We start from the raw sequence: 11,151 nt of genomic DNA, 5'->3' as shown, positions 1-11,151 counted from the left end.
CACCCTACGCAGCCCCCGAAGATCCCGGAGAGCTACGGGCAAAGCTAAATGTCAGTGCCCGCCGGTAGGTTCTTGGGTCTACGCGAATCCGGTCCGCGCGAGTGGACCGGCGCAAGTGACCGCACACCGGAGGTTGTTGACGTGACGGACCAGGCCTACGCCGCCCTGCTTCCCGAGTCCTGGCGGGGCGTGCTCGGTGAGGAGCTCGACAAGCCCTACTTCAAGGAGCTCGTCGAGTTCGTCGAGGAGGAGCGCGCCAAGGGCCCCGTGTACCCGCCCCGCGACGAGGTCTTCGCGGCCCTCGACGCGACACCGTACGACAAGGTCAAGGTGCTCGTCCTCGGCCAGGACCCGTACCACGGCGAGGGACAGGGCCACGGCCTGTGCTTCTCGGTGCGCCCGGGCGTCAAGACCCCGCCGTCGCTGCGCAACATCTACAAGGAGATGCAGGCCGAGCTCGGCACCCCGATCCCGGACAACGGGTATCTGATGCCGTGGGCCGAGCAGGGCGTCCTGCTGCTCAACGCGGTGCTCACGGTCCGTGCGGGCGAGGCGAACTCGCACAAGGGCAAGGGCTGGGAGAAGTTCACGGACGCCGTGATCCGCGCCGTGGTCTCGCGGCCCGACCCGGCGGTGTTCGTGCTCTGGGGGAACTACGCGCAGAAGAAGCTGCCGCTGATCGACGAGTCGCGGCACACCGTCGTCAAGGGCGCGCACCCCTCGCCGCTCTCCGCGAAGCGCTTCTTCGGATCGCAGCCGTTCACACAGATCAACAAGGCGATCGAGGCCCAGGGGCACGAGGCCGTCGACTGGACGATCCCGAACCTGGGCTGAGCCCGGCGGCCGCGGAGGGGGCCGGGCGCCGGGTGGACGCCCGACACGCCCGGGTCCTCCGGCGAGCCGTGTACGTCTCGGAAGGCGGTCGTCGGTGGTGGCGGATAGCGTCAGCGGCAGTTGACCATCCAACGCGTACGTACGAGCACGGAGGACTACGTGGCCGACCACCAGGAGCAGGCAACGGCAGACCCGGTCATGGCTCGCGCCGGGCAGGCCGTCATGCTGCACCACGGCGGTGACCGCGAGGAGGCCCGCAAGCGGCTCCTCGAGCTGTGGACGGAGGTCGGCGAGGACGGCGATCCCCTGCACCGGTGCACCATCGCGCACTACGTGGCGGACACCCAGGACGATCCCGCCGACGAGCTGGCCTGGGACCTGCGCGCCCTGACGGCCGCCGACAGCCTCACGGACGAGAGGGTCGACAGCCACCACCAGGGGCTCGCCGTCCGCGGCTTCTACCCCTCGCTCCACCTCAACCTCGCAGCGGACTACAAGAAGCTCGGCCGCGAGGACGAGGCGCGCGGCCATCTGCGCTCGGCACGTGCCTCGCTCGGCGCACTCGGGGACGATCCGTACGGGGACGGGGTCCGGGCGGCGGTGCAGCGGCTGGGGCAGCAGCTGGGGGTTTAGGGGGCTGGGATTTGACGGGTGTCCGATTCACCGGATCACCGGGGGCCACTTCACCGGAGCCCCGGGGGACCGATTCACCGGACCCCGGGGGGCCGTGCGCCTCACGAGTTGTGTCCCCACCCGCGTCCTTGGGGCTGTCCGGTCAACCCCCGTACGCGTCCCGGCAGATCAGGGCCGGCGGACTGTCCGCAGGCCAGCCGCCGTACTCCTCGCCCAGGGCGCAGACATCAGCCGAATCCGGCACGGGCGGGGGCATGATCGGCGGTGCCTTCGGATGCGGGCGGGCGGATTCCGCGCCACCGGCACCACGGCCGGGGGTCACGTGACCCTTGCCGTGTCCGGCTTCCGGTCCGCGGGCGGCACCCGCTCCGGCGGCCGTGTCCTTCTGCGCCTTCCCCGCCCTGTCCTGCTGTCGGCTCCTCTGCTCCTTCGCGTCCCCGGCGTGTTCGCTCTCCCGCTGTTGCTCCCGCTCCTCGATGCGCTGGAGTGCCTCGTGGGCGGGGGCCTGGACGACCCGCGGCTTGGCGCGGCCCTTGGCCGCCGGGGCCGAGGCGGGGCCCGACGGGGTGGTGGAGGGCGCGGAAGGGGCATGGACCGAGACACAGCCGGAGGCGGCCGTGACGGTCAGGGAGAGGAGCAACGCGGCTCGGATCGTTCGGTGCACCCGCGCAACTCTGCTGGTTACGGGCCGGTTCGGGGAGGGGGAGCGGCGCAGGTTGGCCCGCACGGGTGAAGCGGCCGACACGGGGACCCGGCGGCGGTAAGGTCGGCGCGTCACGGTGTCCGCCGCAGGCCACGTATGCTGCCCCGCAACGGCAGGAGCCGTCTCACAGGCCGGGGAGACGGCCGCCGCGAAGGCAGGGAGAGCCATCGTGAAGGTCGGTTGCATCGGGCTGGGCGACATCGCGCAGAAGGCCTATCTGCCGGTTCTGACCACCCTGCCCGATGCCGAGCTGCACCTGCAGACCCGCACCCCGGCCACCCTGGAGCGGGTCGGCGCCACCCACCGCATCCCGGCCGAGCACCGGCACACCGACCTCGACTCCCTTCTCGCGGTCGGCCTGGACGCGGCCTTCGTGCACGCGCCGACCGGCGTGCACCCCGAGATCGTGACCCGGCTCCTCGAAGCGGGCGTCGCCACGTTCGTCGACAAGCCGCTCGCCTACGAACTGGCAGACTCGGAGCGTCTGGTGGCCCTCGCGGAGGAGCACGGCGTCTCGCTCGCCGTCGGCTTCAACCGCCGGCACGCACCGGGCTACGCGCAGTGCGCCGAGCACCCGCGCGAGCTGATGGTGCTCCAGAAGAACCGGGTCGGCCTGCCCGAGGACATCCGCACGATGGTGCTCGACGACTTCATCCACGTCGTCGACACTCTGCGCTTCCTCGCCCCCGGCCAGATCGACGACGTCACGGTCCGCGCCCGCGTCGTGGACGGCCTGATGCACCATGTCGTGCTGCAGCTGGCCGGCGAGGGCTTCACCGCGCTCGGCATCATGAACCGGCTGAGCGGCTCGGCCGAGGAGATCCTGGAGGTCTCCGGCCAGGACACCAAGCGTGAGGTGCGCAACCTCGCCGAGGTCATCGACCACAAGGGCCAGCCCAGTCTGCGGCGGCGCGGCGACTGGGTGCCGGTGGCCCGCCAGCGCGGCATCGAACAGGTCGTTCTCGCCTTCGTGGACGCGGTGCGTGCGGGCAAGCTGCTCAGCGCCCGGGATGCTCTGGCGACCCATGAGCTGTGCGAGCGGATCGTGCGGCTCGCGAGCGAACAGGCCGTCTGAGGGCCCGTACGCCCTCGAAGCCCGCCAGGGCGGCGAGCACCGCGAGTGCCCCGTACACCGCCCAGGCACCGAACCGTACGAACGGTGTGGTGCCCGAGGTCAGGGCGATGTCGTACACCGCGGTCGTACGGGCGTCGGTGCCGAGCACCTCGCCGATCCGGGAACCGTCGGCGGCATGCACCGCCGAGACCCCGGTCAGCGTGGCGTGCACCATCGGGCGGCCGTTCTCGGCGGCGCGCAGCGCCGCGAGCGAGGCATGCTGCTTGGGCGCCCAGCTGCCCTGGAAGGTGGACGTGGCCGACTGGGCGAGCAGCAACTGGGCGCCGCTGCGGGTGAGATGCCTGCTCATGTCCGGGAAGGCCGATTCGAAGCAGACCAGCGGCCCGATCGTCCACGTGCCGCCGACCGGCATCACCACCGGCGCCGTCCCTCGCCTGCGGTCCTCACCCGCGGCCTCGCCCACCGAGGTGGCCCAGCCGAGCAGCGAACGGGCCGGCACGTACTCGCCGAACGGGACGAGCCGCATCTTGTCGTAGCGGTCCCCGGTCGGGCCCTCGGGCCCGACGAGCACCGAGGACTTGAAGATCCCGGGGCTGTCGGAGCGTCGCGCGTCCACGTTCACGAGGATCTCGGCACCTACCTCGCGCGAGAGCGCGGCGATCCGCTCCGCGAGATCGGGGCGCTCGGCCAGATCGAAGCCGACGCTGCTCTCGCCCCACACCACGAGGTCCACGGCACGGTCCGTGAGCGTACGGGTGAGGGCCTCCTCGCGCTCGAAGCGGCCGGAGCCGGAGCCGACGCCGTTGCCCGTGCCGGGCTGAACGATCGCGATCCGGATCCGGCCGGTCTCCTGCGGGCGTGGTGCCCAGGCCCAGGCGGCGGTCGTGGCCACCACCGCAGCGGCGAGGGCGGTTAGAGCCGCGAGGCGTGATGCGGGACCGGCCCGCAGGTGCGTGCGGGGACCGGCTGCAAGGCGTGATGGGGGACGCGGCGCCGGATCGGAGGGGGCGCGGGCTGCCGGATCGGACGGGTCACGGGCCCCCGGATCGGAGGGGGCGCGGGCTGCCGGAGAGGACGGGGCGCGGGCCACCAGGAGCGTCACGGCCGTGTTCACCACCACGATCAGCACCGTCACCAGCCACACCCCACCCACGGAAGCCAGCCGCAGCGCAGGCGAGACCTGCCACTGACTCGACCCGAGCAGCCCCCAGGGCCCGCCCAATCCCTCCCAGGACCGCACGAGTTCGACGGCCAGCCAGGCCGAGGGCAGCACGGCGAGCGCCGCCACGGCCCTCCCGCCCGAAGGCACGCCGGCCAGCAGATGGCGTACGAGCAGCCCCCAGGGCAGCCACAGCAGTCCGAGCAGCGCGGCGACGACCACGGTGAACACATGCAGATTGGGCGCGAGCCAGTGATGCATGGCCAGCATGAAGCCGGTGCCGCCCAGCCACCCGTCCAGCGCGGCCCGCCCGGCGCTCGGCGCGGAGCGCGCGATGAGCATCCACGGTACGAGGGCGACGTAGGCGAACCACCACCAGTTCGGCTCGGGAAAGGCCAGCGCGGGCAGGGCGCCGGCCACGAGCAGGGCGGCGGCCCGCCACCAGGGGGAGCGGAGCCGGTCTCGCCACCGCAGGGAGCGGAGCCTGCCCCTCCAGCCCGCCGGGACACCCGCCGACCTGCCCATACCGCGCCTCCTTCGCATCCGGACGCCGGTTCTCCGCTTGTTGCTTCCAGTGTGCGCGCCCGAGACGATCTCGGACAGGGCGCGTGCAGTGACGGGCGGTCCCGGCCGGCCGGAGGACGGTCCGGCGGGCGTTGGCGGTGCGTCGGGGGTGGCCCGGTGGGCGCTCTGGCGAGCGGGCCGGTGGGCGGGCCGAGGTGTCAGTCGAGCCCTTCACGGCCGGGCGGCTTCATCCGGCGCCACTTCTCGTGCACGACCAGTTTCGCGATACGCCAACCCGCGTACGTACGGCGGAAGGTGAACGCATACCGTGCGCCGCACTCGAGATCCGGCGGGCCGCCGTCGTCCCCCATCCGCATCGGGTTGTACAGATCGGCCTGCGCACTCGCCGTATCGCCCGTATCGCCGTCGCGAACCTCGAAACGTACCGAGCGGTTCACGATCAGATGCTGGCGCATGGCGAACAGCTGCAGCGTCTGCTCCAGCCATGCCGCCATGTCCCGGGCCGTACCCTCCTCACCGCCGGAGGAGCGGTAGTCGGCGCGGCCGTCCTCGGTGAAGAGGCCTGGATACGAGGCCCAGTCGCCGTCGTCGACGATGTTCGCGTAATCGGTGATCAGAGAGTCGATGGCGAGGCGGTCCATCAGATTCGAGAGATCCACACGCTGCGTCATCGGGTCAGTCTCGGGGGCGGGAGTGCGGGAGCCAAGGGGCGTGCAGCGATGCGCTGCGGTCCGGCGGATGCCCGCCGGCCCCGTATCTAACATGCTTCTGCGCTCCGCGCACCCTGAGAAGTCACAGGTACCTCTTGATCGGCAAGGCGCATAACTTGGTCCCGGCTTCACGGCCTCAAGCGTCCACGGGGGGTGCATGGGTCGGCTCCCCACGCGATGACCGGGAGAGAACCGATATGAAGACGACAGTCAAGCGCGTGGCGGCGGCCACAGGCGGACTGGTCCTGGCGGCCGGTGCGCTCACCGTCGGCACCGCAACGACCGCGCAGGCCGCGACCTGCTACGGGGGAGCGTCCTACAAGTCCTTCGCGTTGGGGTCGGACGAGGCCGAGCACCGATTCGGTCCCTACTACACGTCGTCGCGATGCAACGACATCAATCTGAAGATCACCAGCTGGGGCAATGCAAGTCCGCTGTACGTCCGGGTGTGCTTCTACCCGACCTCCGGCGGTTCCTACTGCAACTCCTGGAAGAAGTTCTACAAGTCGAGCTCCCTGAACAACTGGCGCGTCATCGCCACCGACGTGAGGGACGGCACCAAGTTCAGGGTCTCGATGGACTTCGGCAGTAACACGTTCAAGGGGTATCTCGCCGCGTGACCGCTTGCTGCGGGACACGCGACTTCCGACCGAAACAGGGGGACAAGGACCATGACCGTACACGTTTCACGCAAGGCGATCGCCATGCTCACTGCGACGCTCTCGCTCGCGGGCGCCGGGGTGTTGGCCGGCGCGGGCACCGCGAGTGCAGCAACCTGCTACGGGGGTGAGTCGAGGTTCTCGAAGGACGGTGGGTACTACCCCGCATCCGGTCGGCTGACCACTACGTACCGATGCAACGACATCAACGTCAGATTCACCAACAACATCATCACCCCCTCCCGCAAGGTCAAGGTGTGCTTCTACCCGACCTCGGGATCCGCGTACTGCCAGCGCAACTACACGACTGTGTACGGCGGGAACTGGGCCACGGTTGCCACCAACGTCAAGGACGGCACCAAGTTCCGGCTCAAGTTCGAGAACGAATGGGTGCAGGGGTATTGGGCTGCGTGAACCCTGAGTGGACGTGACCGCCGCCGACGGCTGACCGGGTGGGTCTAGCCTCCGGCGGTCGCGCCCGCCGTCGCTTCCAGGGTTCCGGTCCAGATGAGGACCAGGATCACCAGGCCGAGGGCGATGCGGTACCAGACGAACGGCATGAAGCTCCTGGTCGTGATGAACTTCATGAACCAGGCGATCACGGCGTATCCCACCACGAAGGCGATGATGGTGGCGAAGACCGTCGGACCCCACGCGAAGTGGGCGTGATCGTTGGCGTCCTTGAGTTCGTACAGGCCCGATGCCAGGACCGCCGGGATCGCGAGGAGGAAGGAATAGCGGGCCGCCGCCTCGCGGGTGTAGCCCATCAGGAGGCCGCCGCTGATCGTGGCGCCCGAGCGGGAGACGCCGGGGACCAGCGCCATCGCCTGGCAGAGACCGTAGACCAGGCCGTCCTTGACGTTGAGGCTCTCCAGCGACTTGCGCTGCTTGACCGCGCGGTGCCGCCCGCCCGTCTCGTCACGGGCCGCGAGGCGGTCGGCGATGCCGAGGACGATGCCCATGCCGATGAGCGTCGTCGCCGTCAGCCGCAGATCGCGGAACGGGCCCTCGATCTGGTCCTTGAGCGTGAGGCCCAGGACGCCGATCGGGATGGAGCCGACGATGACCAGCCAGCCCATCTGCGCGTCGTGGTCGGCGCGCATCGCCTTGTCGGTGAGTGAGCGGAACCACGCCGACAGGATGCGGGCGATGTCCTTGCGGAAGTAGATGAGGACGGCGGCCTCCGTGCCGATCTGCGTGATCGCGGTGAACGCCGCGCCCGGGTCCTCCCAGCCGGCGAAAGCGGCGGTCAGGCGCAGATGGGCGCTGGAGGAGATCGGGAGGAACTCCGTGAGCCCCTGGACAAGCCCGAGGATCAGGGATTCGAACCAATTCATGTACTACGCCGTCCAGGTGCGGTTGATCAGGCGGTTGGCCCGTGCAGCGTAGCGCCCGTGTGGATGCCCGCTTTGGGCGGACCCCGGCTGTGACGGCGTCCCCCGTCCGGGGGAACGGGTGCGCCGGATCTCAGCAGGCATCTCAACAGGCATCTCAGCAGGTGGCGAGGCAGGTCAGTGCCTGCGCAGCCGGTGCCGTCTGCGCCAGGCGACGACCGCCCCCGCGAGGCCGGTCGCGGCGATGAAGCCCATGGCGATCAGGAAGGTGGGCGAGGTGGGCGTCGAGGCCCGGCTGCCCGCGATCACGTACGCGGCGGTGTTGGGGATCGAGCCGATCCCGGTGGCCAGGAGGAACGAGGCCCAGCGCATACGGGAGACCGCGGCGCAGTAGTTCGCGGCGGCGAAGGGCACTCCGGGGAACAGCCGGATGGCGAGCATGGAGCGGAAGCCGTGCCTGCTGAGCTGTCCGTCGACGGAGGCGGCGACGCGGCCGCGCAGCAGCGGGCGCAGCGCCTCCTGGCCGAGGGCGCGGCCGAGACCGAAGGCGATCCCGCCGCCGATCACGGTCCCCGCGACGGCCCCCACGAGTCCGGCCTGCGAGCCGAAGAGCGCACCGGCGGCGAGGTTCAGGAGCGGCCGCGGTACGAAGGCGGCCGTGCACACTCCGTAGGCCACAGCGAACAGGACGACCGCGGCGGCACCGCCGACCTGCGGCGGCCAGCCCTCGGCGAGCAGGCGCTGGGGTTCGAAGAGCACGACGCAGGTGCCGGCGGTGGCGAGCAGCGCGACCAGGAGGCCGAGACGCGACCACGGCGAGAACAGCACGCCGCCGAGGCGCGCGGCGAACGCCTGGCTGCCGGGGGCAGGGCACGCGAGCGGGGCGTTCACCGCGGGGCGCGTCATGAGGTCGGACATCCGGGGAGACTAACCGACGGGTCGTACTGATCGCCGTAGTCTGGGTCTCATCACGTTCGGACCTGGTCCGGGGCTGATCACGTGCATGGGGCAGGTGCTTCGGATGGTGCGTGAGGGTCGGATGGTGCGTGAGGGAGGGTGCGTGCGGTGGTGGAGAGCGAGCTCGCCGATACCGTGCTCGCGCGGCTCGTCCCCGCGTATGCGAAGAGCGCGGATCCGGAGCGTGCCGAGCGGATGGCCGCGTATCTGCAGGGGGTCGTCCCGTTTCTCGGCATTCCGGCTGAGGAGCGCAGACAACTGTCCAAGGACGTCCTCCAGGGGCTGCCCCGCCCGGACGAGGCGGACTGCACCGCCATCGCGCTGCGCGCCTGGCAGCTGCCCGAGCGCGAATACCACTACTTCGCCGTCGACTATCTGCGCCGGTATGTGAAGCAGTGCTCGTCCGGCTTTCTGCCCGTCGCCCGGCGGCTGGTCACGACGGTCTCGTGGTGGGACACCGTCGACGCGCTCGCCGCCCATGTCGTCGGCTCGCTCGTCGCGGCCGATCCGGGGCTGCGGCGTGACATGGACGCGTGGATCGAGGACGAGGACCTGTGGCTCGTGCGCACGGCCCTGCTGCACCAGCTCCGCCACAAGGACGCCACCGACACCGGACGGCTCTTCGGCTACTGCCTGCGGCAGAGCGCCCACCCCGACTTCTTCGTCCGCAAGGCGATCGGCTGGTGTCTGCGGGAGTACGCGAAGACGGACGCGGGGGCCGTACGGGACTTCGTGACGCGCCACGAGGACCGGCTCTCGCCGCTGTCGGTGCGTGAGGCGCTGAAGCACCTCTGAGTCAAAGGGCGTGAGCGAACGCCGCGGGCGTGGACGAGGGTGTCGGGCGTCGCGGGCGTCGCGGGCGTCGCGAAAACCATTCGACCCGGGGCCGTCCGTCCGCAATGATCGGCGTCATGTTCCGGCAGACCTTCCTCGAGGCTTCGTCCGCAGTCGCGGGCGCTGCCCGGGCTGCCGATTTCCTCGATGCCGTGGCAGACGCAGCGACCGCCGCAGGCCTCGCCGCCGATCTTCCGGCCGACGCCTTCGACGCCTTCGACGCCTTGGACGGCGTCCGAAGCTGACCCTCCCCGGACACACTCCGGCGGACCCCGGAGGGGGAGGGTCGGTCCGATCCGAGGGGTCCCCGCCTTCCGCCGCCCCCTGCGGCAAACCGGCTGGCAACCGGTGCGGAAGGCCATCAACCGCCCCGCCCACGCGGGGAGTCCCAGAAGGAACAGCCATGCCCAAGACGGCATACGTGCGCACCAAACCGCACCTGAACATCGGCACCATGGGCCACGTCGACCACGGCAAGACCACCCTGACCGCCGCGATCACCAAGGTGCTCGCCGAGCGCGGGAGCGGCAGCAGTACCTCCTTCGTGCCCTTCGACCGGATCGACCGCGCCCCGGAGGAGGCCGCGCGCGGCATCACCATCAACATCGCGCACGTCGAGTACGAGACCGACACCCGGCACTACGCGCATGTCGACATGCCCGGCCACGCCGACTACGTGAAGAACATGGTCACCGGCGCCGCCCAGCTCGACGGGGCGATCCTCGTCGTCTCCGCGAGCGACGGGATCATGCCGCAGACCGCCGAGCACGTGCTCCTCGCCCGCCAGGTCGGCGTCGACCACATCGTCGTCGCCCTCAACAAGGCCGACGCGTTCGCCGACGGCGAGGACGCGGAGCTGATCGAGCTCGTCGACCTGGAGGTCCGCGACCTGCTCTCGCAACACGGCTACGACGGGGACTCCGTGCCCGTCGTACCGGTCTCCGGCCTCAAGGCCCTTGAAGGGGACGCGCGTTGGACCGCTGCGATCGAGGCGCTCCTCGACGCGGTGGACACCTACGTCCCGATGCCGGAACGGTACGTCGAAGCACCGTTCCTGCTGCCCGTCGAAAACGTGCTGACGATCACCGGCCGCGGCACGGTCGTCACCGGAGCCGTGGAGCGCGGCACCGTCCGCGTCGGCGACCGTGTGCAGGTGCTGGGCGCGGAGGTCGACAGCGTGGTCACGGGCCTGGAGACCTTCGGCAAGCCGATGGACGAGGCGCAGGCCGGTGACAACGTCGCGCTGCTGCTTCGCGGTGTGCCGCGTGACGCGGTGCGACGCGGTCACGTGGTCGCGGCGCCAGGCAGCGTGCTCCCCGCGCGCCGCTTCCGGGCTCAGGTGTACGTGCTGTCCGGCCGCGAGGGCGGACGTACGACACCGCTCACGACCGGATACCGGCCGCAGTTCTACATCCGTACCGCGGATGTGGTCGGCGATGTCGACCTCGGTGAAGCGGCGGTCGCGCGGCCCGGGGACACCGTCACGATGACGGTCGAGCTGGGCCGTGACGTCCCGCTGGAGTCCGGCCTCGGCTTCGCGATCCGCGAAGGCGGACGCACGGTGGGTGCCGGAACGGTGACCGACGTCATCGCGTAGCAGATCGAGACCGGCAGGCCCTCGCGGGAGTCCTCGCGAGGGCCTGACCCGTTCCCGTGGGAGGTGGGTTCGAAGCGGTGGATCGCCGAACAACCGGTGCTGTGTGCGGAGCTCAAAACCCGGCGGATGAG

Annotated in this window: 13 protein-coding genes; 8 read left to right on the top strand and 5 right to left on the bottom strand. The window is 70.6% G+C overall.

All coding sequences use genetic code 11. The features are described 5' to 3' along the window. Nucleotides 1-165: 165 nt before the first annotated feature. The gene (locus ACLF6P_RS10560; protein WP_415949723.1) at nucleotides 166-834 is read left to right on the top strand and encodes a uracil-DNA glycosylase; all 669 of its coding nucleotides are present in this window, start codon (nucleotides 166-168) and stop codon (nucleotides 832-834) included. Nucleotides 835-993: 159 nt separating this feature from the next. Further along, nucleotides 994-1,467, top strand: a complete 474-nt coding sequence (locus tag ACLF6P_RS10555) for a hypothetical protein (RefSeq protein WP_415949722.1) — start codon at nucleotides 994-996, stop codon at nucleotides 1,465-1,467. Nucleotides 1,468-1,609: 142 nt separating this feature from the next. Here ACLF6P_RS10555 and ACLF6P_RS10550 read toward each other — a convergent pair whose 3' ends face one another. Next, nucleotides 1,610-2,131, bottom strand: coding sequence for a hypothetical protein (locus tag ACLF6P_RS10550; RefSeq protein WP_415949706.1), 522 nt, complete (start codon nucleotides 2,129-2,131; stop codon nucleotides 1,610-1,612). Between the two features lie 208 nt (nucleotides 2,132-2,339). On the opposite strand from ACLF6P_RS10550, the gene ACLF6P_RS10545 reads away from it, so the two are divergent. Beyond that, a complete protein-coding gene (locus ACLF6P_RS10545; RefSeq protein ID WP_415949705.1) occupies nucleotides 2,340-3,245 on the top strand; it encodes a Gfo/Idh/MocA family protein in 906 nt (301 codons plus the stop codon). Here the strand turns inward: ACLF6P_RS10545 and lnt are convergent. Continuing rightward, complete coding sequence (gene lnt / locus ACLF6P_RS10540; RefSeq protein ID WP_415949704.1) at nucleotides 3,169-4,929, bottom strand: apolipoprotein N-acyltransferase; 1,761 nt, start codon at nucleotides 4,927-4,929, stop codon at nucleotides 3,169-3,171. The two genes, ACLF6P_RS10545 and lnt, sit on opposite strands and share 77 nt — an antisense overlap. A gap of 197 nt (nucleotides 4,930-5,126) precedes the next feature. Beyond that, nucleotides 5,127-5,600 (bottom strand): nuclear transport factor 2 family protein, encoded by a 474-nt coding sequence (locus ACLF6P_RS10535; protein ID WP_415949703.1) that lies wholly within the window; start codon nucleotides 5,598-5,600, stop codon nucleotides 5,127-5,129. A gap of 236 nt (nucleotides 5,601-5,836) precedes the next feature. On the opposite strand from ACLF6P_RS10535, the gene ACLF6P_RS10530 reads away from it, so the two are divergent. Then, nucleotides 5,837-6,259 (top strand): hypothetical protein, encoded by a 423-nt coding sequence (locus ACLF6P_RS10530; protein WP_415949702.1) that lies wholly within the window; start codon nucleotides 5,837-5,839, stop codon nucleotides 6,257-6,259. A gap of 51 nt (nucleotides 6,260-6,310) precedes the next feature. Then, the gene (locus ACLF6P_RS10525) at nucleotides 6,311-6,712 is read left to right on the top strand and encodes a hypothetical protein (protein ID WP_415949701.1); all 402 of its coding nucleotides are present in this window, start codon (nucleotides 6,311-6,313) and stop codon (nucleotides 6,710-6,712) included. Nucleotides 6,713-6,756: 44 nt separating this feature from the next. Here ACLF6P_RS10525 and ACLF6P_RS10520 read toward each other — a convergent pair whose 3' ends face one another. After that, entirely contained in the window at nucleotides 6,757-7,635 is an 879-nt protein-coding gene (locus ACLF6P_RS10520; RefSeq protein ID WP_415949700.1) for an undecaprenyl-diphosphate phosphatase, read from the bottom strand. 174 nt (nucleotides 7,636-7,809) lie between these two features. Further along, nucleotides 7,810-8,550, bottom strand: a complete 741-nt coding sequence (locus ACLF6P_RS10515; protein ID WP_415949699.1) for a TVP38/TMEM64 family protein — start codon at nucleotides 8,548-8,550, stop codon at nucleotides 7,810-7,812. 147 nt (nucleotides 8,551-8,697) lie between these two features. Here ACLF6P_RS10515 and ACLF6P_RS10510 point away from each other — a divergent pair, with 147 nt between their 5' ends. The 3 genes from ACLF6P_RS10510 to tuf all read left to right on the top strand — a co-directional run bounded on the left by ACLF6P_RS10510 (nucleotide 8,698) and on the right by tuf (nucleotide 11,020). Beyond that, nucleotides 8,698-9,384, top strand: coding sequence for a DNA alkylation repair protein (locus tag ACLF6P_RS10510; protein ID WP_415949698.1), 687 nt, complete (start codon nucleotides 8,698-8,700; stop codon nucleotides 9,382-9,384). Between the two features lie 116 nt (nucleotides 9,385-9,500). Continuing rightward, entirely contained in the window at nucleotides 9,501-9,668 is a 168-nt protein-coding gene (locus ACLF6P_RS10505) for a hypothetical protein (RefSeq protein ID WP_415949697.1), read from the top strand. Nucleotides 9,669-9,826: 158 nt separating this feature from the next. Next, complete coding sequence (gene tuf / locus ACLF6P_RS10500; protein WP_415949696.1) at nucleotides 9,827-11,020, top strand: elongation factor Tu; 1,194 nt, start codon at nucleotides 9,827-9,829, stop codon at nucleotides 11,018-11,020. Nucleotides 11,021-11,151: the final 131 nt, after the last annotated feature.

Origin of the sequence: Streptomyces lothianensis (assembly GCF_047779955.1) — a bacterium.
Taxonomy (GTDB): domain Bacteria; phylum Actinomycetota; class Actinomycetes; order Streptomycetales; family Streptomycetaceae; genus Streptomyces.
The sequence above is the reverse complement of the archived record's forward strand: the minus strand, read 5'-3'. Positions and strand labels throughout refer to the sequence as shown.